Source organism: Verrucosispora sioxanthis (genome assembly GCF_010560025.1).
GTDB lineage: Bacteria > Actinomycetota > Actinomycetes > Mycobacteriales > Micromonosporaceae > Micromonospora > Micromonospora palythoicola.
Map to the genome: position 1 here is coordinate 285,347 of NZ_SAIY01000001.1, position 24,859 is coordinate 310,205.

At 70.2% G+C, this 24,859-nt stretch carries 20 protein-coding genes and 2 pseudogenes; 11 read left to right on the forward strand and 11 right to left on the reverse strand.

The genetic code is table 11. The features are described from left to right. Positions 1-18: 18 nt before the first annotated feature. Positions 19-1,218 (forward strand): glycogen synthase, encoded by a 1,200-nt coding sequence (glgA, locus tag ENC19_RS01340; RefSeq protein ID WP_164445326.1) that lies wholly within the window; start codon positions 19-21, stop codon positions 1,216-1,218. A 5-nt stretch (positions 1,219-1,223) separates the two neighbouring features. Here the strand turns inward: glgA and ENC19_RS01345 are convergent, their stop codons facing one another. The 3 genes from ENC19_RS01345 to ENC19_RS01355 form a co-directional block, all read right to left on the reverse strand. After that, positions 1,224-1,679 carry a type II toxin-antitoxin system VapC family toxin gene (locus tag ENC19_RS01345; RefSeq protein ID WP_164445327.1) on the reverse strand — a complete coding sequence of 152 codons (456 nt, stop codon included), beginning with the start codon at positions 1,677-1,679 and terminating at the stop codon, positions 1,224-1,226. Next, positions 1,669-1,908: an AbrB/MazE/SpoVT family DNA-binding domain-containing protein gene (locus ENC19_RS01350; protein ID WP_164445328.1), complete on the reverse strand. Its 240-nt coding sequence runs from the start codon at positions 1,906-1,908 to the stop codon at positions 1,669-1,671. Before ENC19_RS01350 ends, ENC19_RS01345 begins: the two co-directional genes overlap by 11 nt. Before the next feature lie 129 nt (positions 1,909-2,037). Further along, entirely contained in the window at positions 2,038-2,712 is a 675-nt protein-coding gene (locus ENC19_RS01355) for a nucleotidyltransferase domain-containing protein (protein ID WP_164445329.1), read from the reverse strand. Positions 2,713-2,803: 91 nt separating this feature from the next. On the opposite strand from ENC19_RS01355, the gene ENC19_RS01360 reads away from it, so the two are divergent. From ENC19_RS01360 to ENC19_RS31195, 5 genes are all read left to right on the forward strand, one after another. Continuing rightward, positions 2,804-4,942, forward strand: a complete 2,139-nt coding sequence (locus ENC19_RS01360) for an alpha-1,4-glucan--maltose-1-phosphate maltosyltransferase (RefSeq protein WP_164445330.1) — start codon at positions 2,804-2,806, stop codon at positions 4,940-4,942. Continuing rightward, entirely contained in the window at positions 4,930-7,032 is a 2,103-nt protein-coding gene (glgB, locus tag ENC19_RS01365; RefSeq protein WP_164445331.1) for a 1,4-alpha-glucan branching protein GlgB, read from the forward strand. Before ENC19_RS01360 ends, glgB begins: the two co-directional genes overlap by 13 nt. A gap of 462 nt (positions 7,033-7,494) precedes the next feature. Further along, positions 7,495-8,784 (forward strand): lipopolysaccharide biosynthesis protein, encoded by a 1,290-nt coding sequence (locus tag ENC19_RS01370; RefSeq protein ID WP_309246122.1) that lies wholly within the window; start codon positions 7,495-7,497, stop codon positions 8,782-8,784. Next, complete coding sequence (locus ENC19_RS01375) at positions 8,781-10,151, forward strand: glycosyltransferase (RefSeq protein WP_164445332.1); 1,371 nt, start codon at positions 8,781-8,783, stop codon at positions 10,149-10,151. The genes ENC19_RS01370 and ENC19_RS01375 overlap by 4 nt, the downstream gene beginning before the upstream one ends. Beyond that, positions 10,148-11,341, forward strand: a complete 1,194-nt coding sequence (locus ENC19_RS31195) for a glycosyltransferase family 4 protein (RefSeq protein ID WP_164445333.1) — start codon at positions 10,148-10,150, stop codon at positions 11,339-11,341. Before ENC19_RS01375 ends, ENC19_RS31195 begins: the two co-directional genes overlap by 4 nt. Before the next feature lie 31 nt (positions 11,342-11,372). On the opposite strand, the gene ENC19_RS01385 is transcribed toward ENC19_RS31195, so the two are convergent. The 4 genes from ENC19_RS01385 to ENC19_RS01400 are packed head-to-tail and all read right to left on the reverse strand — an operon-like array spanning position 11,373 to position 15,739. Next, positions 11,373-12,359, reverse strand: coding sequence for an LCP family protein (locus tag ENC19_RS01385; protein WP_164445334.1), 987 nt, complete (start codon positions 12,357-12,359; stop codon positions 11,373-11,375). A 7-nt stretch (positions 12,360-12,366) separates the two neighbouring features. After that, positions 12,367-13,485, reverse strand: coding sequence for a non-hydrolyzing UDP-N-acetylglucosamine 2-epimerase (gene wecB, locus ENC19_RS01390; protein ID WP_235944349.1), 1,119 nt, complete (start codon positions 13,483-13,485; stop codon positions 12,367-12,369). 8 nt (positions 13,486-13,493) lie between these two features. Continuing rightward, entirely contained in the window at positions 13,494-14,627 is a 1,134-nt protein-coding gene (locus ENC19_RS01395) for an SDR family oxidoreductase (RefSeq protein ID WP_164445336.1), read from the reverse strand. Further along, a complete protein-coding gene (locus tag ENC19_RS01400; RefSeq protein WP_281601610.1) occupies positions 14,624-15,739 on the reverse strand; it encodes a polysaccharide biosynthesis protein in 1,116 nt (371 codons plus the stop codon). Before ENC19_RS01400 ends, ENC19_RS01395 begins: the two co-directional genes overlap by 4 nt. 160 nt (positions 15,740-15,899) lie before the next feature. Between ENC19_RS01400 and ENC19_RS01405 the strand changes: the two genes are divergently transcribed. Continuing rightward, on the forward strand, positions 15,900-17,285 hold the full coding sequence (locus tag ENC19_RS01405) for a hypothetical protein (RefSeq protein WP_164445337.1): 1,386 nt from the start codon (positions 15,900-15,902) through the stop codon (positions 17,283-17,285). A 34-nt stretch (positions 17,286-17,319) separates the two neighbouring features. On the opposite strand, the gene ENC19_RS01410 is transcribed toward ENC19_RS01405, so the two are convergent. Beyond that, the gene (locus ENC19_RS01410; RefSeq protein WP_164445338.1) at positions 17,320-18,360 is read right to left on the reverse strand and encodes an App1 family protein; all 1,041 of its coding nucleotides are present in this window, start codon (positions 18,358-18,360) and stop codon (positions 17,320-17,322) included. A gap of 114 nt (positions 18,361-18,474) precedes the next feature. On the opposite strand from ENC19_RS01410, the pseudogene ENC19_RS01415 reads away from it, so the two are divergent. The 4 genes and pseudogenes from ENC19_RS01415 (at position 18,475) to ENC19_RS01430 (ending at position 22,760) form a co-directional block, all read left to right on the forward strand. Continuing rightward, positions 18,475-20,097: pseudogene (locus tag ENC19_RS01415) on the forward strand (ArnT family glycosyltransferase). Positions 20,098-20,105: 8 nt separating this feature from the next. Continuing rightward, positions 20,106-20,897, forward strand: coding sequence for a peroxide stress protein YaaA (gene yaaA, locus ENC19_RS01420; protein WP_408058038.1), 792 nt, complete (start codon positions 20,106-20,108; stop codon positions 20,895-20,897). 146 nt (positions 20,898-21,043) lie between these two features. Beyond that, positions 21,044-21,713, forward strand: a pseudogene (locus ENC19_RS01425) (hypothetical protein). 84 nt (positions 21,714-21,797) lie between these two features. Next, positions 21,798-22,760 carry a TAXI family TRAP transporter solute-binding subunit gene (locus tag ENC19_RS01430; protein ID WP_328824128.1) on the forward strand — a complete coding sequence of 321 codons (963 nt, stop codon included), beginning with the start codon at positions 21,798-21,800 and terminating at the stop codon, positions 22,758-22,760. Between the two features lie 9 nt (positions 22,761-22,769). Here ENC19_RS01430 and ENC19_RS01435 read toward each other — a convergent pair whose 3' ends face one another. Genes ENC19_RS01435 through ENC19_RS01445 form a run of 3 tightly spaced genes read right to left on the reverse strand, consistent with a single transcriptional unit; the run spans position 22,770 to position 24,844 of the window. Further along, positions 22,770-23,009 carry a helix-turn-helix transcriptional regulator gene (locus ENC19_RS01435; RefSeq protein WP_164445340.1) on the reverse strand — a complete coding sequence of 80 codons (240 nt, stop codon included), beginning with the start codon at positions 23,007-23,009 and terminating at the stop codon, positions 22,770-22,772. 15 nt (positions 23,010-23,024) lie between these two features. Next, positions 23,025-23,876, reverse strand: a complete 852-nt coding sequence (locus tag ENC19_RS01440; protein WP_164445341.1) for an ABC transporter permease — start codon at positions 23,874-23,876, stop codon at positions 23,025-23,027. Beyond that, positions 23,873-24,844: an ABC transporter ATP-binding protein gene (locus ENC19_RS01445; RefSeq protein ID WP_164445342.1), complete on the reverse strand. Its 972-nt coding sequence runs from the start codon at positions 24,842-24,844 to the stop codon at positions 23,873-23,875. Before ENC19_RS01445 ends, ENC19_RS01440 begins: the two co-directional genes overlap by 4 nt. Between the last annotated feature and the right edge of the window lie 15 nt (positions 24,845-24,859).

The following is a 24,859-nucleotide window of genomic DNA, read 5'->3' on the forward strand; positions in this document are numbered from 1 at the left end:
TGCACTAGGGTGCCGGGCATGACCGACTCCGCACAGCTACGCGTGGACCTGCTGACCCGGGAGTACCCACCGGAGGTCTACGGCGGCGCCGGGGTGCACGTCGAGTACCTGGCCCGGGAGCTGCGCCGGATCACCGACGTGCGGGTGCACTGCTTCGGTGCGCCGCGTACCGAGCCGGGAGTTCGGGCGTACGCCGAACCGGCGGCCCTGACCGGCGCGAACGCCGCGCTGCGCACCATGGGCGTGGACCTGGAGATGGCCGCCGGATGTGCCGGCACCGACGTGGTGCACAGCCACACCTGGTACGCGAACCTGGCCGGGCACACCGCGAAGCTGCTGTACGGGGTGCCGCACGTGGCGACCGCGCACAGCCTGGAGCCGCTGCGACCGTGGAAGGCCGAGCAGCTCGGCGGCGGCTACGCGCTCTCCTCGTGGTGTGAGCGCACCGCGTACGAGGCGGCCGACGCGATCGTGGCGGTCAGCGCGGGGATGCGGCGGGACGTGCTGGCCGCGTACCCGTCGGTGGACCCGGACCGGGTGCACGTGATCTACAACGGCATCGACACCGCGCAGTACGCCCCGGATCCGGGCACGGACGTGCTGGCGCGACTCGGCATCGACCCGGCCCTGCCCAGCGTGGTCTACGTCGGGCGGATCACCCGGCAGAAGGGCCTGCCGCACCTGCTGCGCGCCGCCCGCGAGCTGCCGGCGGACACCCAGCTGGTGCTGCTGGCCGGCGCGCCGGACACCCCGGAGATCGCCGCCGAGGTGGAGGGCCTGGTCGCCGAGCTGCGGGAGAAGCGCTCCGGGGTTGTCTGGGTGGCCGAGATGCTGCCCAAGCCCGAGGTGATCCAGGTGCTCACGCACGCCACCATCTTCGTCTGCCCGTCGGTGTACGAGCCGATGGGCATCGTCAACCTGGAGGCGATGGCCTGCGAGACGGCGGTGGTGGCCACCGCCACCGGCGGCATCCCCGAGGTGGTCGCCGACGGCGAGACCGGCCTGCTGGTCCCGCTCGACCAGGCCGGCCTCGACGGCACACCCGTCGACCCGGCACGCTTCGAGGCCGACCTGGCGGCCCGCCTGAACGAGCTGCTGGCGTCTCCCGAGCGTGCCGCCGCACTCGGCCGGGCCGGCCGGCACCGCGCCGTCGAACACTTCTCCTGGGACGCCGTCGCCGCCCGCACCCTCGACCTGTACCGCTCCCTACTCAAGTAGGGCGATCAACCGGCCGGGCTGATCAACTCCAGCTTTGGGAAATACGTCCGGTAGCGTGCCCCGTCGCGGGTCAGCAGACGGTATCCGCACACGGCCGCATGTGCCCCGATGTAGAAATCGGCTATCGGCGACCTCTTGGTGCCGCCCTGCGCTCGGTAACTCGCGTACGCCTTGCCCGCGAGGAAACCGGCCGCATACGGGAGTTCCTCACGAAGGAAGTCACCAGCCGGCAGCGCCTCGCCGAGGTCCTCGATGCGGTCGAGACGGACCGACACCTCGGCGTACACAATGGGGTTGATCACCAGGGCCCCGTTGTCCCGTGCCTCGGCCAGTGACTCGCTGGACCAGTTCGCCCACCGGGCGTCGTCGGTGAGGATGTCGAGCAGCACGTTCGTGTCGACCAGGGTCGTGGCCGAGTCGATGGGCCGGTGCGCGACGGCGCGGAGCCGATCAATCCCCACGCAGCAACTCCATGAGGTCGTCGGTGGACATGCCGGCGGTCTGCTTCGTGCCACCGCGCCCGCGCATGTGTCGCACCAGGCGCTGCCCTCGACTCTCCGCGCCGCTCACCCGGACGATTCGGAGCGCACCGCCGTCCTCGATCACGTCGACCTCGTCACCCTCGTGCAGCCCGTACCGGGCGCGCAGCGCGGCCGGGATGGTGACCTGCCCCTTGCTGTTGAGCTTCATGGCGCCTCCGCGTATCACGTAATACGAACGATACGTGTCAGAAGAGGGATACGTCCTCCGAGCATCAGAACAGCAGTCGGCGGGGTAGCTCCCGGGCGGCCTCGGCGGCCCACGACGGCACCTCGACGGTCACTCCAGGTTCCTTTCCCGTACGGCGGTGAGCAGCCGGTCTACGGCATCGCGGTCGGGTTGTTCCGGCAGCGCGGTGGTGGCGGCCGCGTCGGCGAGTTCAGCTTGCAGGGTCTCGGCCCAGCCGGTGACCGCCTCCCAGGACAGCTCGCCTCGGCGCACCGCGAGCAGCCGGTCACGCAGGTGCCGCACGTCGACCAGGATCTCCCCGGTGCGCAGCACGTGCACCCCGGCGACCAGCAGCCGGATCATGTGCATGGCCTGCTTGTGGTTCGTCTCGCCGGTGCGCTCGCGGCGGGCCGCCACCCGGTCGAGCTGATCCCGGGCGTAGCCGCCGTAGGTCTGGGCCACCCTCCGTGACAGGAACGCGTGCCGGGTGGCCAGCAACTGTCGCCCGTCCTCGGTGATCGTCTCGACGAGCGGGGACCAGAGCACCTCCAGCACCGTCGGATTGCTCTGCAGGGCCAGCTCGCAGAAGCGTTCGAACTCCCAGGAGAACTGCTCCGCCGCCGGCCCGTCGAGGTGGGTGGGTGGCTTGTCCAGGCGCCAGAAGGCGCGGGTCGGTGCCACGTACACGCCGCGCCGGCCGTGGTCGGAATCCGGGCCGTGCAACCCGTACGCCCGCGACCCGACCATGACGGCGAGGGCGGTGTGCCGCTCGACCAGTTCGATCACGCCGGGCACGCTACCCGGCGCACCACCGCCCTCCAAGATCTCGTTGGTCGTCGGCCGAGCGCGAGGGGATCTCGGGCAGTAGGTTGGGGCGGTGAGCGGACGGTTCCCGATCGAAGACGTCTCCCCCGTCGTCTCCTGCGGTCGCTACCCGGCCCGTGCGGTGGTCGGCGAGGTGGTGCCGGTGTCGGCGCGCGCCTACCGCGAGGGGCACGACGCGCTCGGCTGCAACGTGGTGTGGCTCGGCCCGGACGGGGTGGCCCGCCCGTTCACCCGGATGCGTCCGGGTGAACCCGGCCAGGACCGGTGGCACGCCAGCATCGTGCCGGACGCGGTGGGCGAGTGGAAATTCACCGTCGAGGCGTTCAGCGACCCCTACCTGACCTGGCACAACGCGGTCACCAAGAAGATCGCCGCTGGCCAGGGGCCAGCCGAGCTGGCCAACGACCTCGCCGAGGGCGTACGCGTGCTGAGCGCCGCCACCAAGCTGGTGCCGAAGGGCGAGCGGGCCCGCCTCAAGACGGCCGCGAAGGCCCTCGGTGACGCCAAGCGGCAGTTGCCCCAGCGGGTGAGTCCGGCGTTGGAGCTGGCCGACCTGCTCTGGGCGCATCCGGTGCGGGAGCTGGTCACCACCGGCGAGGAGTACCGCCTCTGGACCGACCGCGAGCGGGCCCTCTTCTCCGCCTGGTACGAGTTCTTCCCCCGCTCCGAGGGGGCGATCCCGGCGACCGTCGACGCGCCGGCCCGCTCCGGCACCTTCGCCACCGCCACCGAGCGGCTGCCAGGCGTGGCGGCGATGGGTTTCGACGTGCTCTACCTGCCGCCGATCCACCCGATCGGCCGGGTCAACCGCAAGGGCCCGAACAACAGCCTGCTCGCCGGGCCGGACGACGTGGGTTCGCCGTGGGCGATCGGCGCGGCCGAGGGCGGGCACGACGCCATCCACCCCGACCTGGGTACGCCGGAGGACTTCCGCGACTTCGTCGCCGCCGCCGCCGAACACGGCCTTGAGGTGGCGATGGACCTGGCGTTGCAGTGCGCGCCGGATCACCCGTGGGTGACCGAGCACCCGGAGTGGTTCACCACCCGGGCCGACGGCAGCATCGCGTACGCGGAGAACCCGCCGAAGAAGTACCAGGACATCTATCCACTGAACTTCGACAACGACCCGGAGGGCATCCGCGCCGAGGTGCTGCGGGTGGTGCGGCACTGGGTCGGCGAGGGCGTGAAGATCTTCCGGGTGGACAACCCGCACACCAAGCCGGTCGACTTCTGGCACTGGCTGATCTGGGAGGTCAAGCGGGTCGACCCGGACGTGCTCTTCCTGGCCGAGGCGTTCACCCGACCGGCGATGATGCACGGGCTGGCCAAGGTCGGCTTCACCCAGTCGTACACGTACTTCACCTGGCGGACCTCGGCCGCCGAGATGCGCGAGTACTGCACGGAGCTGGTGGCGGCGGCCGACTACATGCGGCCGAACTTCTGGCCCAACACGCCGGACATCCTGCACGCCTCGTTGCAGCACGGCGGGCCGCCGATGTTCAAGATCCGGGCGGTGCTGGCCGCGCTGCTCTCCCCGTCCTGGGGCATGTACGCCGGCTACGAGCTGTTCGAGCATGTGGCGCGCCCCGGCGCGGAGGAGTACCTCGACAACGAGAAGTACGAGCTGCGGCCCCGGGACTGGGCCGGCGCCGAGGCACGGGGCCGGTCGCTGGCGCCGTTCCTCACCACCCTGAACCGGGTACGCCGGGAGAACCCGGCCCTGCGCCGGCTGCGCAACCTGGTCTTCCACGACATCGACAACCCGGCCCTGCTGTGCTGGTCCAAGCACGATCCGGAGACCGGCAACACGGTGCTGGTGATCTGCTCGTTCGACTCGCACACCGTGCAGTGGGGCAACACCACCCTGGACATGCCGGCGCTGGGCCTGGACTGGCACGACCGGTTCACCGTGCACGACGAGCTGACCGGGGCCCGCTACGACTGGGGGCAGCGCAACGCGGTCCGGCTCGACCCGTACCTGCAGCCCGCGCACGTGCTCACCCTGCGCCCGGTCGCGGCGGCGTCGCCGTCGACCGGGCCGGGCGCGTCCGGGCCGGCCGACGCCGGGTCACCGGGTCAGGGCGGCACCGAGCCGGTCACCCTGACCGTTGAGAACGTGCCGGCCGACCTGTCGGGCGGCACCGCACCGACCGTTCCCGCCCAGAAGGACGACACCCGATGGACCAGCTGATCTCCGGGGAGATCCACGACCCACACGCCGTGCTCGGCGCGCACCCGACCGGCGGGCGTACGGTGATCCGCGCCCTGCGCCGGGGCGCGGGCGACGTGAGCGTGCTGGTCGGCGAGGAGCGGCACCCGATGAAGCGGGTGCACGACGTCGGCGTCTTCGAGGCCACCGTCCCCGGTGAGGTGCTCGACTACCGGCTCGACGTCGACGGGGTACGCCACGACGACCCGTACCGTTTCCCGCCAACCCTCGGCGAGCTGGACCTGCACCTCATCGCTGAGGGCCGGCACGAGCGGCTGTGGGAAGCGCTGGGCGCCCGGGTCGTCGACGGCGGGGTGGCATTCGCGGTGTGGGCGCCGAACGCGCGGGGCGTGCGGCTGGTCGGCGACCTGACCGGCTGGGCACCCGACGACGGATGGCCGATGCGGTCGCTCGGCTCGACCGGCGTGTGGGAGATCTTCGTGCCCGGGGCCACCGCCGGCAGCCGGTACAAGTACCGCGTGCTGGGCGCGGACGGGTACTGGCGGGACAAGGCCGACCCCCTCGCCGCGTACGCGGAGGTGCCGCCGGCCACCGCGTCGGTGGTGCACCGGTCGACCTTCGAGTGGTCGGACGCCCAGTGGCTGGGCCGGCGGTCGCGGCGGCAGCCGCACCAGGAGCCGATGAGCGTGTACGAGGTGCACCTCGGCTCGTGGCGGCCCGGCCTGGGCTACCGGGAGCTGGCCGAGCAGTTGACCGCGTACGTGGTGGAGCTGGGCTTCACCCACGTGGAGTTCCTACCGGTGATGGAGCACCCGTTCGGCGGCTCGTGGGGCTACCAGGTGACCGGCTACTTCGCCCCGACCGCCCGGTTCGGCGATCCCGACGACTTCCGGTACCTGGTGGACCGGCTGCACGCCGCCGGCATCGGGGTGATCCTGGACTGGGTGCCCGCGCACTTCCCGAAGGACGAGTGGGCCCTCGCCCGGTTCGACGGCACCCCGCTCTACGAGCATCCCGATCCGCGCCGGGGTGAGCATCCCGACTGGGGCACCTACGTCTTCGACTTCGGTCGCCGGGAGGTACGCAACTTCCTGGTCGCCAACGCGCTCTACTGGCTCGACGAGTTCCACGTCGACGGGCTGCGGGTGGACGCGGTCGCCTCGATGCTCTACCTGGACTACTCCCGCCAGGACGGGCAGTGGACGCCGAACGTGCACGGCGGCCGGGAGAACCTGGAAGCCATCGCGTTCATGCAGGAGGTCAACGCGACGGTCTACAAGCACCACGCCGGCGTCATGATGATCGCCGAAGAGTCCACCGCCTGGCCGGGGGTGACCCGGGCGACCAGCGACGGCGGGCTCGGCTTCGGGTTCAAGTGGAACATGGGCTGGATGCACGACACCCTGCTCTACACCTCGAAGGACCCGATCTACCGGCAGCACCACCACCATCAGCTCACCTTCTCCCTGGCGTACGCCTGGAGCGAGAACTACACGCTGCCGATCAGCCACGACGAGGTGGTGCACGGCAAGGGCTCACTGGCGAGCAAGATGCCCGGCGACACGTGGCAGCGGCTGGCGAACGTCCGGGTGCTGCTGGCGTACATGTGGGCGCACCCGGGCAAGCAGTTGTTGTTCATGGGGTGTGAGCTGGCCGACGACCGGGAGTGGAGCGAGGAACGCGGCCTCGACTGGTACCTGCTGCACGATCCGGCACGGGCCGGCGTGCAACGCCTGGTCGGCGACCTGAACCGGGTCTACCGGGACACCCCGGCCCTGTGGGCGCAGGACACCTCCCCCGCCGGTTTCCGCTGGCTCGCCGGTGACGACGTCGCCAACAACACCATCTCGTTCGTCCGGATCGCGCCCGACGGGGCGACGCTGGTCTGCGTGGCCAACTTCTCCGCGCTGCCGCTGGAGGACTACCGGATCGGGTTGCCGGCCGCGGGTGCCTGGGCGGAGGTGGTCAACACCGACGCCCACCACTACGGCGGCTCGGGCGTCGGCAACCTGGGCACGGTGCACGCCGAGAACGTGCCGTGGCACGGCCAACCGGCCTCGGTGGCGCTGCGCGTACCGCCCCTGGGCGCCCTCTGGCTCCGCGCGGCATGAGCAGCGAGCAGTGATCAGTAGGGCGAGTGGCACGGTTGGAGACAGTCGAGACTAGTGCGCCGCCACGGCGGGCGAGATCGATGAGTTGACCCTTTTCCCGGTCGTCCGCTCCATACCGACCACGCACCCCGCATGACCAATAGTACGCTTTGTCCGATATGGCAGTTATCGGGGTGACGCGGGGAGCGCCATGTTCTGGAGGCGTGGCACCCAGCTTTGCCCTGCGTCCGCTAGCGCACCAGCCTGCGATACCTCTCGGTGACGGCTGGAGACACTTCCCGACGCGGCCACCAGGTGGCCGGTTTGTCTAGGCCCAACTTCACAGACGGCGGGCGGCCGACCATGCCAGCCGACGCGGTCGGCGTGTCCCTCGCCCCGAGCACCTCAGCGCACTCGAATACCCCCGGGCCCTCGACCGGCCGACCAGGGACTCCGGCGGTCGCTTCATGGATAGCCACCGCAGTGATCGGACGCGCGGTCAGCGCCATCGTGCCGCTGGCGCTGATTCCGGTGACGCTGTCGTATCTCGGCCCTGATCTGTACGGGCTGTGGATGGCGGTGCTCGCTCTGACCGGCATGGCTGCCTTCGCCGACCTGGGACTCGGGAACGGCCTGCTCACCCGGCTGGCGCCGTGTTGCGCCAGTGGTGACAGCCGACTGGCCCGCGGTTACGTCACCAGCGCCTACGCGATGGTGACGGGCATCGCCCTGAGCGGCTGCGCCGCGCTGTGGCTCATCTCGGGGCTGATTCCCTGGCGAACCGTCTTCAACGCGCCAGATTCCATTGCACCCGCCGACGCCCGCACCTTGACCCTAGCCTGCCTGACCGCGTTCTTGCTGAACATGCCCCTGTCGCTGGTCAACCGGGTCCAGTTCGCGTATCGACTCGGAGCAACAAGCAACCTGTGGCAGGCGGCCGGAGCGGCTTCCTCGCTGCCGCTGGCGCTTGGCGCAGTGCATATCGGCAGCCCCGCTGTCGCGGTCGTCGCTGCCGCCGTCACCGGCCCGGTGCTGGTCAACGTCGTCAACACCGCCTGGACGTTCGGTCGCAGGCTGCCTGACCTCGCTCCGACATGGCAGGCCCTGGACCCCGCAACCGGCCGGCAGCTACTGAGGATCAGCGGCTTGTTCGGCGTCGTCACGATCCTGATGACCGTCGCCGACAACGCGGACAGTTTGATCATCGCGCACACGCAAGGTCTCGCCGAGGTCACCGCGTACGCGGTTCCGGCCCGGTTGTTCATACAGCTCGGCGTGGTCGTGATGCTGGTGAATCAGCCATTCTGGCCGGCACACGGCGAAGCGCTGGCCGCCGGTCGGGTGAGCTGGATCCGCCACACCGCGCGGCGGATGGTCCTCGTGTCCACGGTCATCGTGCTGGTGCCGGCCACCGCCCTGGTCCTGTGCGGTGAGTGGCTGTTCGTCACCTGGTTGTCGGTGCCGTTGGTGGACGATCGCTGGCTGTTGCCGGGCCTGGCCCTGTGGTGGCTGGTCGTGGCGGCCACCTCACCGATATTCATGGTGCAGAACGCCGCCGGAGTCGTCCGACCGCAACTTATCGGCTACGCCGCCTATCTCGGTCTGTCGCTCGTCGGCAAATGGTACGGCGCGAAGTGGTTCGGCATTTCCGCCGTGCCGTACGTCGGCGCGGCCTGCTATCTGCTGACTGTCGTCCCGGCGGCGATACACGGCTACCACCGGGCGTTGGCCTCCCGGGCACTACCCGAACATGCGAAAGGTGATCTGCGATGACACGTCCTCGTGACGATTCGCCGCACGGTGGCGGATTCCCCAAGGTGCTGGTCGTCGGACACATGCCGTTCGACCGCTCCACCGGCACGACGATCACATTGTCCAACCTGTTTCACGGCTGGCCGAAGGACCGCCTGGCGCAGGTCTACACCTCTGGTGCCGAGCCGTCGACGGAGGTGTGCGAGGAATTCCTGCAGTTCCCGCCGCGCGAGCACTACCCCCGCCCGCAGTATCTCGCGCTTCGGATGCTGGGGTGGAACGGCACCGGCCCGGTCCAGAACATGCCGGCACTCGCCGCAGTTCGCGACGCCGCGGACCGGCGGTCCACCGTGGCGTCCTGGTACACGCATCTTGTCGCGCTCGGCGATCTCAGCCCACTGCGCCTTCCGCCCCGGGTCGCCGACTGGATGCGGCAGTACCGACCCGACCTGGTCTACTCGATGCTCGGCAGTGTCCGACTGACCCGGCTGGCGGCCCACGCCGCCCGGCTCTGCGGGGTGCCACTGGTCCCGCACTTCACCGACGACTGGCCAGCGACTTTGTACGGTCGTCGCGAGCTGTGGGGCGTCGCGGCGTCGCGGTTGCACGCCGCGGTCCGCGACCTCATCAGGCTCGCCCCGTGCGGCATGGCGATCAGCGAGCCGATGGCCGAGGAGTACCAGCGCCGGTACGGGATCCCGTTCGACGTCTTCACCAACTCGGTGGACGCGGACTTCTTCGCCGCGCCACCGCCACCGGTGGCGCCTGAACGGGACCGTCCGACGAACCTCGTCTATGTCGGAGGGCTGCACCTGGGTCGTTGGCGGTCGCTGCTCAGCATCGCGGCCGGCGCGGCAGCGATCAGCACCGCAGCCACCCCGGTCCGGCTCACCGTGCACTGTCCGACCGAGGACGCCGACCGCTACCGTCGCGAGTTCGCCGGTTATCCCGGCGTGCACTTCGGGCGGTCGCTGGCCAGTCACGAGGTGCCCGCCGTGCTCGCGGCAGCGGACATCCTGGTGCACGTCGAAAGCTTCGCCGAGGACACCCGGCGCTATACGCACTATTCGGTGTCGACCAAGATTCCTCAGTACCTGGCCGCCGGCCGACCCATCTTCGGGCACGGTCCGGCCGAACTCGCCTCGATGGCGTACATCCGGTCGGCCGGCGCCGGGATCGTGGTCGGAACACCTGAGCCGGACGTGGTCACTGAGCAGTTGTGGAAGCTGTGTCTCGACTCTTCCTCCTGGCGGGAGTACGCAGGCAACGGTCGGGCGCACGCGGAGCGCCACCACCGACGGGAGCGGGTGGCGACGCGGTTCGCCGAGGTACTCCAACGGGCCGCGCGATCGAGCCCCACACCGACCGGGACGAGGGAAAGACTGTGAATCGCTCAGGAGAGTGGATCGCCTGTGTCGGCCCGTTCCTCTTCCCCTGGGGCGACGCTAGTTCCCGCCGAGTTTTCGGCCTCGTCGGCTCGTTGGCGGCCGCCGGCCAGCAGGTTGTGGTGGCCAGTGGCGATTCGCAGCCGCGCGTACCGACGCCGGTGCCCGGCTTCGACGGACCAGGCACCGTATCCCACGTGGGCCTCGGCGAGGCACCAGCGGCGGATGCGGGACTGCTCCGCGTCTCGGTGCGGGCCTTCGTCACATGGGGTCGACGCACGGTGCGCTGGCTGGAGGAGCAGCCGACGAAACCGTCGCACGTGCTCCTGCACGGCGGGCAAGCACAGTACGCCCACCAAATCATCCGCTGGTGCAGCCGGCATCGGGTGCCACTGGTGGCTGACGTGGTGGACTGGCATGACGGACGCTACGTCAGGGGCGGCAGGTTCGGTCCGCTGAACGCCAGCATGAAGTTGGCGCTGCGGTACCACTACCCGCGCTGCGACGGCATCATCGCCATCAGCGCCCTGCTCACCGAGTACTACGAGGCGCGCGCTCGTGCGGTGGTGCGGGTACCGTCGACGGTGGACGTGGCAAATCTTCCTCTCCTCGCCCCGAAGGGTCGACGCGGAGCCGCACTCGTCATCGCCTACGCGGGGAATCCCGGCCGGAACAACAAGGACCTGCTTTCCCACGTGGTGCTCGCCGCGCAGCGGGCACACTGCGCACAGGCACCGGTCGAGCTGCGCATCCTCGGCCCGTCCCCCGACGAGGTGCGTGCGCTGATCGGTGGGGCGCTGCCGGACAATGTACGCGCACTGGGACGGCTGGCACAGCACGAGGTTCCGATCGCGGTGCAGCAGGCCGACTTCACGGTGCTGCTGCGCCGGCCGGAGCGGGCCTCCAACGCGGGATTCTCCACCAAGTTCTGCGAGAGTCTCGCCAACGGGGTACCGGTGATCGCGAATCTCACCGGCGACATGGCTGAGTACCTCCACCACGGGGTAGAGGGGCTGGTCTGTCCCGATTACTCCGTGGAGAGCGTGACGCAGACCCTTCGCGTTGCGGCGCGGCTCAGCGATCGGGACCGGGCGCAGCTTCGGGTGGCGGCGCGGGAGCGGGCGCTGAAGTCCCTCGACTACCGCGTCCACGCCGTCACCCTCGGCGAATTCTTCGATCGCCTGCACGCCTGACCTTCCGCGTACGCGGCGGCTGGTGCGGTGACTACTGCGGATTCTCCGTCAACCAGTGGTCCAACTCGTCGTTTTTGACCGCCTGGTACAGCGCGGCGGCGGCAGGCCGGTCCGCAAGGACGACGCTCTGGTCACCGATCATGCCAACTCCGGCGGTGGGACTGGTCAGCATTGTCACCCGGTCGGCCCTGATCCTGCGGAGACGCCAGGCGGTGTCCCCAACGGCCAGATCCGCGTCGATCTGCACGGCACCTGCGAGTCTTCGCAGAAAGGTGTTGAGACGCGCCGGTTCGACGAGGATGCCCGCGCGGGTCACCTCTTGCAACACGGCGGTGAAGATCGCTTGTTGGTGACGAATCCGGCTGAAGTCGCCGTCGGCGAACTGATAGCGCTCACGGGCGTACTCGAGGGCGACCGCGCCATTCATCCGGTGCGTACCCGGAGGAAAGACGGCACCACCTGCGGCAAAGGACCTGAACGGCGCATCGACGACCACCTCTATCCCGCCGAGCCCATCGATGATTTCAGCGAACCCGGCGAAGTCCACAACTGCGACGTGGTCGACCCGGACACCGGTGAAATCCTCGACGGTTCGTACGAGCAGCGGTGCGCCACCCCAGGCGTAGGCAGCATTGATCTTGGCATGCCTGGGCCGGTCGGCCGTGCTGGCCGTTGGGACGTTGACCCAGGTGTCACGAGGGATGGAGATGACGTACGCCCGGTCCTGGCTCGGCGGGACGTGCACAAGAAGAATGCTGTCGCCACGTTGCGCCGCACCAGGCTGTTCAGCCTGGTCCGTACCGATCACGAGGAAGTTGAGCGCCTCATCCGGCGCCGGCCGCTGCTCGGCGGGGATGCGCTCGAAGGCGTCGACGCGCCGGATCTCGGCATCAAACGAGCGAAGGTAGAGCCAACCGCCGACGCCGGCACCGGTGATCACCAGCAGGGCCAGGGCGGCAACCAGTGCCACCGCCCTGGTCCAGCGGTTGCGCAACACATTGGGCCTGCGCAGTTCCATCGTCACCTCATTCTTGACGCCTGATGCCCGCCCAATCGTGGTGCCGACGGACCGTGGAAAGGACGAAGTCGACCACCCGGCGTGAGGTGTCGGGAACTTGGTAGTCAGCCGGGCAGGGCACCCCCGCAGCAGAGACCTGATCCAGCGTCACCCCGACCGCCTCGACCACGCCCGACGGCTCCAGACCGGTCATGATGATCCCGCCGGCATCCAGCGCCTCCGGCCGTTCGATCGACTCGCGCAGAGTGACGGCCGCAAAGCCGAGGATGGCGCTCTCCTCGCTGATGGTGCCGCTGTCCGACAGCGTGCATCGGGCATTTCGTTGTAGCTGCACGTAGTCGAAGAGGCCGAAGGGTTCGTGGAACTCGATGCCGTCCAGGCCGGTGGGATCCGCGGCGAGCGCCTCCAGTCGCTTGCGGGTCCGCGGATGGGTGGAGACCAGCACCGGTAGCTGCCACTCGTCACGGACCGCACGCAGGCAGTCGAGCAGGCTCGTCAATCGCGCCGGATGATCGACGTTCTCCTCCCGGTGCGCGCTCACCACGAAGTATCCGTTCGGCACCAGGTCGAGCTGCTCCAGAATGCGTGAACTCCGGATGTCCTCGACGTAGTGGTCGAGCACCTCACGCATGGGCGAGCCCGTGTGCAGGATGCGACGGGGATGCAGCCCCTCGGCGAGCAGGTTACGCCGAGCGTGCTCGGTGTAGACCAGGTTGAAATCAGCCACGTGATCGACCAGACGGCGATTGGTCTCCTCGGGAACGTTCAGATCGAAACAGCGGTTGCCGGCCTCCATGTGGTAGACGGGCACCCGCATCCGCCGTGCCATCAGTGCTGCGATGCAGCTGTTGGTGTCGCCGAGCACGAGTAGCGCGTCCGGCCGCACCTCGTCGATCGCCTGCTCGACGCCCGTCAGCACCCCGGCGAACACCCTGGCCAGCGAGGAGGTGTCGACCCGCAGGAATCGATCGGGTTCCCGCAACCGCAACTCAGCGAAAAAGACCTCGGACAGTGCCCGGTCCCAGTTCTGCCCGGTGTGTACCAAGACATGATCCAGCGTACGGTCGAGCCGGTCGATCACGCGGGACAGACGGATGATCTCGGGCCGGGTGCCCACCACGGTCATGACGCGGGTCATGGCGCCACCCCCGTCGTCTGTGCCGCCGAATTACCTACGGATTCCGGGTAGGTGTCCGGGTGAGTCGGGTCGAACAGCTCATTGGTCCAGAACAGCGTGAGCAGGTCATCCGTACCGGTATTGATGATCTCGTGGGCCCACATCGTCGGCATGTCCACCACAACCGGCGAAACACCGCTGACCGGGAAGCTGACCACGTCTCGGTACCCGACCCGTCGCAGCCGGATCTCGGCGGTGCCGCGAACGACCGCGAAGCGTTCGACCTTCGCCAGGTGGAAGTGATTCCCGCGACTGACTCCCGGCCGGGTCGTCGACACAAAGGTCTGCCCACCGCCACCTCGGGCCCGGACGACCTCCGTCAGGCTCCCTCGGTTGTCGCTGCGGTCGGTCAGCGGAAGCGGCATGTCAGCCGGAAAGCAGTGCGATCGGTACGTGTTGAACATCCGCACGGCGTGCCGGTCGGACAACGCCGGAAACTCCCCGGACCGGTAGAAGGTCGCCAGGTCAGTCAACCATTCAGCGAGGCGTGGCACGTCGATCCGTAGTGCCGGCATGGTCGAGTCCCAGGTGTGCCCGGATGGCAAGCCGATGAGTCGTGCCGCGGCATCCTGCACGTGCACCAGTGCCAGTTCGTTGTCGACTCTCACCTCCGGCCGGCCGCCGTCGGCGAGGATCCGGCAGAAGGTCGCCACCACCGAGTTGTAGAAGGGCCGGCCGTGTTCGCCGTAGAGGTTCGGCAACGGGACGTCGTCGAAGTCGTAGCCGACGCCCGAGGCAGCGGCCAGTGCGCCAGCCGCCGCCGCCTTGCTCTCGCCGTACGGCGTCGCGTTGCCGGCCTGCACCGAGTTGGCGAACACGACCCGTTTCGGCGGGGCGGGACATCGTCGAAGGGCATCGGCCAGGGACTTCGCCGAGTTCACGTTGCCGGCGACCACGTCGGCCGGACTACCCCGATTGACACCCGCGAGATGCAGGAGCAGATCCGCGCCAGCGATCCGGTCGGCGGCAACCGCCGGAACGGCCAACTCCGCTTGGGTCAGCACCGTCGGCACGGGCCAGCCCACCGCCCGGAGTAGTACCCGGACATGCCAGCCGAGAAATCCGCCGGCACCGGTCAGAGCGACCTTCATGACACCAGCACCGGCTCGCGCAGGGACAGTTCTGCTCGAATCGGAGGAAGGTTGAGCAGCACCTCCCTGACTCCGGACACGTCCAGGCGCGGTGCGTTCGCCGAGTTGAGTTCCTGCACCACGGCGGCCCCCGCGATGGCGAGACTGTGCGGCAAGGACTGCACGCCACGGCCCTCCATCGGCACCCGCAGGAAGTCACCGAAGTCGTCAGCCCGCGCCACCTCTTCCGCGCTGGCCAGGCACTCGTGCAGCTTTTCACCGAGACGGATACCGACCACGTCGAGCTTCTCCGAGACATCGAACAGCTGGCACAAAGCCGTGGCCAGATCTCCCACCCGGCAGGCGCTGGCCTTGTGGATGAAGACATCGCCGGGGCGGGCGTGCGTAAACGCGTGTTCGACCAGTCGCACGGAGTCCGCCAACGACATGAGGAATCGCGTCATGTTGGGATCGGTGACGGTTGGTGCCCGCCCGGCCCGGATCTGCTCCACGAACAGTGGAATGACCGAACCACGTGAGTACATGACGTTGCCGTAGCGGACACACGAGACGGTCGTGTCGCTGGCGGGATGGTTGCGAGCGTGCGCCTGGGCCAACTTCTCCATGATGGCCTTGGTCATCCCCATGGTGTTGACCGGCTGGACCGCCTTGTCGGTGCTCAGCAGGACGACCGAGCGCACCCCGTTACGCTCGGCCGCCTCCACCACGTTGGCGCTGCCGGAAACGTTGGTTCGCACCGCCTCGATAGGGAAGAACTCGCAGGCCGGGACCTGCTTGAGGGCGGCGGCGTGGAAGATGTGGTCGATGTCGCGGCTGGCACGCAGCACAGTCTCGAAATCCCGGACGTCACCGAGGTGGTAGCGCACGCGATCATCCGGGAGGGCGTGGCGCATCGCGTCCTGCTTGGCCTCGTCTCGGCTGAGAACCCGTACCTCGGCAACGTCCCTCTCAAGCAGTCGACGGACCATCGTCTGGCCGAACGAACCGGTGCCGCCGGTGACGAGGACCGTCGCGTCGGGCTCAAATGGTGTCATCAAGATCCCCTTACAGCTGTCACTACTGCCAAAGCGGAGGCGCTTCCCCTGAAGGAGGTTTACCGGATACAGAGGCACGAAAGGCGCAATCTGCCAAAAAGGGTACTTAAGTGTGGATTAGGCTCTGGATTGGTAGCGTCGCATCGCAGCAGAGATTCCGATCCGGTCCGCGCGGCGGCGGCCTGCCGACCGTGCACGATCCGTGTAGCGGGGCGAGGACAACCGGAAGGTGCTGTAGGTGGCATCTGTAGATGCGCAACGCGGCGGGGTCCAAGGAGCACACCGTGGCGGTGGGACCGACACGGCCTGGCACCCCGATCCACCAGAGTCCGGCCAGCGGGAGCAGCCCGGCCCGCTGCGGATCTGGTTTCCCCTACTCCTGGCCCTCTGCTGGATGCTCGGCACCTTCGCGGTCTTCTGGCTCAGCGACTTGGACCAACGGGTGCCGAACAAGACCCAACTGTGTGTCTTCGTGTTCAGTGCCACAGGCCTGTTCGCCTTCGGATACGCCGTCCAGGCCTGGCGCTGCAAACCAGACAGATTTCTCTCCGTCGCGCCTACCGAGTTCACCAGGGCTCGGAAACTGCTGTTTGTGGGAGTCGGCTATCACGTCGCGGTGAGCGCCGTCGCGATGGCCACGCTGGGGGCGACAGGTCCGACAAGTGTCTGGTCCAACGTGCGTGATCCAGCCAACGCCTACTTCGACAAACTGGACGCATACGAGCAGGGCGTCGGCCAGGGTAATGGGACCCTGACACTGCTGGCGCTACTCGGCGTCTGCGGCACCATGTTGGCACCGCTCCTGGTGGTGTACTGGCACCGCCTTTCCTGGCCGGTACGGACGGTCGGCCTGCTCGGCCTCGCCTTCCACGCGACGTACTACCTCTTCGTCGGCACGCTCAAGGGCCTCGGCGACGTCGCGGTCATGCTGGGGGCGGGACTGCTCGTCGTCGCGGTGACCGCCCGCCGACGCCCGGGTACCCGACGCGGCAGATTGCTCGCGCTCGCTGCGATGATCGCCGTCGCCTTCACGGCCTACATGGTCTTCAGCCAGGCGGCACGGAGTACCGTCTCCGGCACGAGTGACATGGTCAGGGCAAGCCCGACCGTGGCGAGTGTGGCCGGTCCCCACGTGGCCAACGGTGTCGCCGCAGTGGTGTTCTACCCAACCCACGGCTACCTCGGACTGGCGCACAACCTACAGGTGCCGTTCGAGTGGTCCCGTGGCCTGGGCAGCGCACCCGCCGCGACCATCCTCGCCGAACAGCAGTTCGGCGCGGACGCGTCGGCCCACCCGAGCTATCCGAAGCGTACGGAGAACGCGACCGGCTGGCCTGCCCAATTGTACTGGGCGACGATCTACCCCTGGCTCGCCTCTGATCTCACCTTTCCCGGCGCCGCCCTGTTCATGGGCCTGGTCGGGTGGTTCTTCGCCCGGGTGTGGTTGGAGGCCACCCTCGCCCGACGGGTGCTGCCACTACTGATCTTCGCTCAGCTCTGGATCGTCATCGCCTACCTGCCGGCCAACAATCAAATCGGCATGTCCCCGGAATCCGTCAGCGGAATGATCACCCTGTTGGCGCTCTACCTGTGCCGATCTCGGCCTGCGCGGCGGGCCGCATAGGTCCAGATCCGGCCCCCAGGCCGCGCGGTTCAGCTCAGACCAGGCCAGCGTCGCGCAGCAGGGTCCACAGTCCGGCGCCGTCGGGAGCGGAGAGCCACTTCTGCCCCACCGGCCCCTCGGTGGGGTGGCCGTGCGGGACGGGCAGGCTGCCGGCGAGCACCGCCTGGGTGGGTGACAGCCGGCGGATCGCCACCCCGGCGACGTTGTCCGGGTGGGCGACGGCGAACTCGCGGTAGATCTCCTGGTCGTGCTGGCCGTCGTCGCCGACGAGCAGCCAGCGTACGTCGGGGAACTCCTTGGCCAGCCGGGCCAGGGTGGCGCGCTTGTGTTCCCGGCCGCTGCGGAACCAGCGGTCCTGCGTCGGCCCCCAGTCGGTCAGCAGCAGCGGCCCGGCCGGGTAGAGGTGCCGGGACAGGAACCGGGTCAACGTCGGTGCGACGTTCCACGCGCCGGTGGACAGGTAGAACACCGGCGCGCCGGGGTGGGCGGTGACCAGCCGCTCGTAGAGCACCGCCATGCCGGGCACCGCGGCGCGGGCGTGCTCGTCGAGGACGAAGGTGTTCCAGGCGGCGAGCAGTGGTCGGGGCAGCGCGGTGACCATGACCGTGTCGTCGATGTCGGAGAGGATGCCGAAGCGCACCTCCGGGTCGAGGATGCGCACCGGCGCCTCGACCGGATCGGCGTCGGGCAGGCTCAACCGCACCGAACCCCAGCCGGGTGGCAGGCCCGCCTCGACCACCGTGTCGATGAAGCCGCTGCGGTCGGCCCGCGCCTCGTGCACCACCCCGCCGGTCTCGATGGTCACCGTGACGTGCTTGGCCGGCAGGGTGGTGAAGCTGCGCCAGCCCCGGACCTTCTCCAGCCGGCCACGCTGGCGGGTGTCGGGCCGGCCCAGCAGCACCCGGCACATCACCCGCACCCAACCGGGCCCGCCGTAGCCGGTGTACGCGATGATGTTGGTCCGCCAGCCGGTCCGGCGCAGCCGGCGTTCCACCAGGGCGTGCACGGCGTCCTCGATCCGCGCGGCCCGGTGCAGGTTCGGTATGGCCAGCTGGCCTGCGGGAGTGGGTGGCACGCCAGCAACCCTGCCACAGACCGGCCACCTCGGCCACGCGAGCTGTGCCGAACCGCCACGCCCGGCGTGGCCGTCGTGACACACTCCGGTCGGGACGGCGACGGGGGCGAGGTCGTGCCACGAGCAGCGGCGGAACCAGGGCGACAGCGGGGGCGGTGGCGGCCACGGCTCGACCGGCCGGCGCTTGTCGCGCTGCTGTTCGGGATGGTCGGAGTCGGTTACCGGCTGGTCCTGGTGCTGACCACGGTGCCGGTCTCCAACAGCGACGAGGCGACCTTCGGGCTGGCCGCGCTGCACATCGCGCAGGGCCGCGAGCAGCCGATCTTCCTCTACGGCCAGCGGTACATGGGCACCCTGGAGTCGTACCTGGCCGCGCCACTGCTCGCGGTGACCGGACCGAGCTGGCCGATGCTGCGGCTACCGGTGCTCGCCCTCTACGCGCTGTTCCTCTGGTTGATCCACCGGTTGACCCGCGGGATCTGCTCGCCGTGGTTCGCCACCGTGGTGGTCGGGCTGCTCGCCCTCGGTTCCGAGCGGGTCGTCCGGGATCAGGTGACCGCGGTCGGCGGGCGGCCGGAGGTCAAGGTGGCGGTGCTGGCGATGCTGCTGGTCGTGGTGGCGCTGGCCCGCGGCACGGTACGGCACCGGACGCTGGCCGTGGGCGGCTTCGGGCTGCTCGCCGGGGTGGCGCTCTGGTCGGACTGGCTGATCGTGCCGTACCTGGCGGTGGCCGGGCTGGCGCTGGTGTGGACGCTGCGCCGGGAACTGTTCGGCTGGGCGGGGCTGCTGCTGGTGATCGGGTTCGCCGTCGGGCTCGCCCCGATGGTCCGGGACAACCTGGTGGCCCCGCCCGGGCAGGACTCCCTGTCGGTGTTGCGTGGCGTCAGCGGCGAGAACGGGCCGGTGCCGCCGTGGTCGCAGCGGCTCGGCGGTGGGCTGTTGGAGGGGGTACCGCTGGCCGCCGGGCTCTGCCCGGTCGACGGCTGCGCCCGGTGGCAGGCGTGGTTCGGCCTGCTCTACCCGCTGCTGCTGCTGGTGGCGGCGGGCTCGCCGGGCTGGCGTACCGGCGGGCGTGCGGGCGCCACGACCGGGTCGGCCCGGTCGTGCACCTCGCGCTGCTCGCCGGCGCGGCGCTGACCCTGCTGGCGTACGTGCGCAGCCCGCTGGCGGCGGCGGATCCGCTGGGCAACGCCCGCTACCTGTCGGTGCTGCAACTGTCGCTGCCGGCGGTGCTGTGGCCGTTGTGGGTGGCGGCGGTCGCCGCCCGACGGGGCACGGCCGGCGTGGCGGGCCGGGTGGCGGGGGTGGCGGCCACCGCCGTGCTGGGCGCGCTGGCGGCCGCTTCGCTCGTGGTGACCGTGCTGTTCGCCACCACCGGCGCGGATCCCGGGCGCGTCGAGGAACGACAGGCCCGGCAGTTGGCCGACACGGTACGCGCGGCCGGTCTGCGTGAGGTGTACGGCGAGTACTGGACCTGCAACCGGCTGGTCTTCAACACCGCCGAGGAGGTGGTCTGCGGGGTGATCGACGGCAGCCTGCACCCGGGCCAGAACCGGTACCCGGCGTACTGGTGGCGGCTGGCCCGGGCACAGCGGCCCGGGTACGTGCTGGCGGCCGACGCCCCGGCGGACCGGCGGCTGCGGGAACTGCTCGGCGGCCGGGCCGACGCGCGCTGCTCGCGGAGGTCGGCGGTTTCCGGGGTACCACCCACCGGAGCCGCTGCGGCCGTGGCGTTAGAGTCACCCATGCTCATCCTGCTGCCGCCCTCGGAGGGCAAGGCCGAGGCCGGCTCGGGCCGCCGACTGGACCTGACCGGCTCTCCTGCCGGAGCTGAACCCACGGCGGGAGGAGGTGCTGTCCGCGCTTGTCGCCCTCAGCGCCGGGCCGCCGGAGACGGCGCTTGCCGCGCTGGGCCTCGGTGCCGGGCAGCACGGCGAGCTACGGCGCAACGCCCGGCTGCGGCAGGCAGCCACCGCGCCCGCCGGCCGGATCTACACCGGCGTGCTCTACGAGGCCCTCGACCTGGCCGGCCTGCCGGCGACGGCGCGCGCGCGGCGGCACGTCAGGTGCTGGTCAGCTCCGGTCTGTGGGGCGCGGTGCGGCTGACCGACCGGATTCCGCCGTACCGGTGCCCGATCGGGGCCCGGCTGCCCGGCGTCGGCGCGTTGCCGGCGCTGTGGCGTCGGGATCTGGGTGCCGCGCTGACGGCGGCGGCCGGTCGCGGCCCGGTGCTGGACCTGCGTTCCGGGGCGTACGCGGCGGCCTGGACACCGCGTGGCGAGTTGGCCGAGCGCACCCTCACCGTGCGGGTGCTGCACGAGCGGGAGGTCGACGGGGTGCCGGTGCGCTCGGTGGTCAGCCACTTCAACAAGGCCACCAAGGGGCGGCTGGTGCGGGATCTGCTCCTCGCCGGTGCCCGGCCACGTTCCGTGGCCGCGCTGACGACGACGCTGCGGGACCTGAAGTACCAGGTGTGCGAGCAGGCCACCACGCCCGGCCGACCGCGTCAGGTCGACGTGATCGTTTCGGAGCTGTAACCAGACGCAAGATTTCCTCAAGGCTGGACCGGATCGGTACCACCGGTCGGTGTCCCGGGTCACCGTAAGAGGACCCGACGCGACGAGGAGGCCCTCCGGTGGTTGCCGAACCGATCCTGCTCGACCGGTCCCGCCCGTCATCGGCCCTGCCGGCGCCGACCATGCCGTCGGCGGTCCGGCCCGCGTCGGCACCGCCACCGCTGGACTGGACGACCCTGGCCGACGCCTTCGAGACGGCCTGCCTGCTGCGCTGCATGCCGCCGCCGGCGACCACCGCGCACCGGCAGGCCGGGCAGCAACCCGTCGGGCCGACCACGATCGAGTTCAACCGGGAGGAGGCGGCCCGGCGGACCGGCAACTGCTCGGTCGCCTGACATCCCGGTGCGGCACGAGGTGGCGGTCGGTGGGCTGCGCCGCCGGTACGAACTGCACCGGCTGCACGTCGAGCGGGAACACCGGCCGACGTACGGGGCGATCGTGGAGAACGGCTGGCGGCGCGGCCGGCGCGAACTGCTCGGCGGACCGGTGCCGGGTGCCTCGACGGCGCGGCGGTTGTGGCGCACCCGGTTGGCCGCCGCCGCCTGGCGGGCCGCGCTGCTGGCCGGGGGTCGGCATGTCCGGCGGCACATCCTCGGGGTGCGGATCACCGACCGGGAACTCGGTGCGGTGCTGGTACGCGGCGCCGCCCTGCTTGACGTACCGGCGCTGCTGCGGCCGAGCACCGGTTGCTTTCTGGTCAGCGTGGCGCACGGTCGGGACCGGGATCGGATCCTGCGGTACGCGGCGGAGGAGGCGGTGCAACGGCCGGTTGCCTGACCTGGCGGTCGTGCCACGGCCGCACCACGCTGCGCCCGTCCCCGGGGTTGCGCCATCGGGGTCCGGCGGCGCACAGTGCTGCCCGTGACCCGTACCCGGTATCCCGCCCGAGCCCGGTGGCGCGGCGCCCGCGTGGCGGTGGCGCTGACCGTGCTGCTGGCCCTGCCCGGCCTCGTCGGTTGCCGCGACGATCCGGGCGAACCGGTGGTCATCCGGATCGCCACCGGCAGCCCGACCGCCGTCTACCACGCCTTCGGCGCGTCACTGGCGGCCATCCTCAACCGGGAACTCCCGCAGGTGCGGGCCCAGGTGCTGGTCACCGCCGCCTCGGCGGAGAACGTGCGACTGCTCAACGCCGGGCAGGCCGAACTCGGCTTCACCCAGGCCGACGTGTTGCAGCCCGATCCGGGTCCGAATCCGCCGGTGGTGGCGGTGGCCCGGGTCTACGACGACCTGCTGCACCTGGTCACCAGCGCCGACAGCCCGGTGCGGACCCTGACCGACCTGCGCGGGCGGCGGGTCTCGGTGGGCGCGGCCGGCTCCGGGACCAAGATCACCGTGGACCGGCTGTTGACCGCGGCCAGCCTCGACGGCGCACAGGTGCGGCAGGAACAGCTCGGCCTGGACGATTCGGTGGCGGCGCTGCGCGCCGGCCGGATCGACGCCTTCTTCTTCTCCGGCGGGCTGCCTGTGCGCGCGGTCGCCCAGTTCGCCCAGGGCACCCCCACCCGCATCGTCGACCTCGGCGAGTGGACGGCACCGCTGCGGCGCGGCAACCCGGAGGTGTACGTGCCCCGCGACATCCCCCGCTCGGTGTACGGCGTCGACCCGGTCACCACCGTGGCCAACCCGAACTACCTGGTGGTGCGGGCCAACCTGCCGGAGTCGCTGGTACGCGAGGTGACCCGGCTGCTGATGGAACGCCGCTCCGAGCTGGCCGCCGCGCACCCGGCGGCCGGCCGGATGAGCCCTCGCTCGGCCATCGCCACCTCACCGTTGCCGCTGCACCCCGGTGCCGTCGACTACTACCGGGCCAGCAAACCCTGATCGGGCGGTTCAGGCGGACCGGGCGGGGTCGCCGAGGCGGGGGAACGGTTCGGTGGAGAAGACCACCTCCACCGGCACCTCGAAGTGCCGGGCGATCCGCAGCGCCAGATGCAGGCTCGGGCTGAACTCGCCGCGTTCCAGGTAGCCGATGGTCTGATAGTGGACGCCCAGCGCCTCGGCCAGCTGCCGGCGGGAGATCCCCCGCTCCGCCCGGAGCATGGCGATGCGGTTGTGGACCAGCTCACTCATCTCGACGGTCCATCCTCAGGTCACCCGCTGCATGGCCTTCTCGCGGCGGGCCGCCACGCTGGACCCGGACTCCCGGCGGGCCATCCGGCGCAGCACCACCGGTGCCAGCACCAGCCCGGCGACCGCCCAGCCGCCGAGCACCAGCAGCGTCTCCAGGTGCCGCCACGACTCGCCGAGCTCGACGGCGGCCATCGCCTCGGGCAGCAACGCCGACCGCATGCCGAGACCGAGCCAGTAGATCGGGAAGACCTGCGCGACCGCCTGCAACCAGCCGGGCATCGCGGTGATCGGGTAGAAGATGCCCGACGTCGCGATGAGTCCCATCATCGGCAGCATGATCAGCCCCATGTTCCGGGGGTTGGACAGCAGCGAGCCGAAGACCGCACCGACCGGCATGGTCGCCACCATGCCGACCAGCATCACCCAGGCCAGGGTCAGCCAGGCACCGATGCTGTCCAGCGCGAAGACGTCGAAGAGAAAGAGACCCGGTACGAGCAGCAGGGCGACGCTGACAAGCGTCATCCCCGAAACCAGGGTGATCTTGCTGATCAGGTAGCCGAACATGCCGTTCGGGGTGGCCTTGGCCCGCAGCAGGGTGCCGTCCTCGCGTTCCACGGTGAGGATCGACGCCATGGTGACCAGCCCGCCGAACGCCACGGTCATGCCGAGCGTGCTGGGCAGTGTCTGCGCGCCGAGCGAGAACTCGGTGCCCGGCACCTTGGCGCCCCGCAGGAAGAACATCACCACCAGCAGGACGACCGTCGGGAAGAGGTACCCCCAGAGGGTCTCCGCGTTGGTGAAGCTCTGCCGCAGTTCGATGCGGCCCCGGGACAGGCCGGCCCGGGCGGCCACGACCAGCGGGCTCATCGAGCCACCTCCTCGAACGCGCGGGTCGCGCCGTCGGCGCGGCCGGACTCGTGATCGCGTACCAACGTCATGTAGGTGTCCTCCAGGCTGGCCCGGCGCACCTCCAGGTCGGCGATGTCCTCGCCGTGCTGGGCGAACAGCTCCCGGACGAAGCCGGTCGCGTCGGCGGTGGAGTGCACGAACCGTGCCCCGCCCTGGCTCCAGCGCACCTCGGCGTCGGCGGAGATGCGGCGGGACAACTCGTCGGCGGACCCGCTGGCGATGATGCGGCCACCGGCCAGGATGAGGATCCGGTCGGCCAGCTTCTCCGCCTCGTCCAAGTCGTGGGTGGTGAGCAGGATGGTGGTGTCGTCGATGTCGGTGAGCCGGTGCACCAGGTCGTGGAACTCGCGGCGGGCGGCCGGGTCGAACCCGGCGGTCGGCTCGTCGAGGAAGAGCACCTCCGGCCGGCCGACGATGCCGATCGCCACGTCCACCCGGCGGCGTTGGCCACCCGAGAGCTGACCGACCTTCTTGTCCGCGTGCTCGGTCAGCCCGACCACCTGGATCAGCTCGTCGATGTGCCACGGCCGGCTGGTCCGCTCGGTCGAGTAGGGCGCGTAGTAGGAACCGAGGTGCGCCAGCAGTTCCCGCACCCGCCATCGGCTGTGGTCGCGCCAGGACTGGAGCACCACACCGAGCCGGGACCGCCACCGCTCGTCGCCGCGCGCCGGGTCGATCCCCAGCACCTCGACCCGGCCGCCGGAGCGCATCCGGAAGCCCTCCAGGATCTCGATGGTGGTCGTCTTGCCGGCACCGTTGGGGCCCAGCAGGGCCAGCACCTCGCCGCGTCGCGCGCGGAACGACACGCCGGTGAGCACGTCGGTCGAGCCGTACCGCATCCGCAGGTCGTGCACGTCCAGGGTGACGCCCCGGTCGGTCGGCGGCCCGCTACTGGTCGGGGTCTCCGCCTCGGCGCTGACAGCCATGGACCACCACCTCCG

Bases quoted from the DNA above. Each gene is read 5' to 3' on its own strand.
- glgA (WP_164445326.1), top strand. From the start codon at position 19: ATGACCGACTCCGCACAGCTACGCGTGGACCTGCTGACCCGGGAGTAC.
- ENC19_RS01350 (WP_164445328.1), bottom strand. From the start codon at position 1,908: ATGAAGCTCAACAGCAAGGGGCAGGTCACCATCCCGGCCGCGCTGCGC.
- glgB (WP_164445331.1), top strand. From the start codon at position 4,930: ATGGACCAGCTGATCTCCGGGGAGATCCACGACCCACACGCCGTGCTC.
- ENC19_RS01375 (WP_164445332.1), top strand. From the start codon at position 8,781: ATGACACGTCCTCGTGACGATTCGCCGCACGGTGGCGGATTCCCCAAG.
- ENC19_RS01385 (WP_164445334.1), bottom strand. From the start codon at position 12,359: ATGGAACTGCGCAGGCCCAATGTGTTGCGCAACCGCTGGACCAGGGCG.
- wecB (WP_235944349.1), bottom strand. From the start codon at position 13,485: ATGACCGTGGTGGGCACCCGGCCCGAGATCATCCGTCTGTCCCGCGTG.
- ENC19_RS01395 (WP_164445336.1), bottom strand. From the start codon at position 14,627: ATGAAGGTCGCTCTGACCGGTGCCGGCGGATTTCTCGGCTGGCATGTC.
- yaaA (WP_408058038.1), top strand. From the start codon at position 20,106: ATGCTCATCCTGCTGCCGCCCTCGGAGGGCAAGGCCGAGGCCGGCTCG.
- ENC19_RS01435 (WP_164445340.1), bottom strand. From the start codon at position 23,009: ATGAGTGAGCTGGTCCACAACCGCATCGCCATGCTCCGGGCGGAGCGG.
- ENC19_RS01440 (WP_164445341.1), bottom strand. From the start codon at position 23,876: ATGAGCCCGCTGGTCGTGGCCGCCCGGGCCGGCCTGTCCCGGGGCCGC.
- ENC19_RS01445 (WP_164445342.1), bottom strand. From the start codon at position 24,844: ATGGCTGTCAGCGCCGAGGCGGAGACCCCGACCAGTAGCGGGCCGCCG.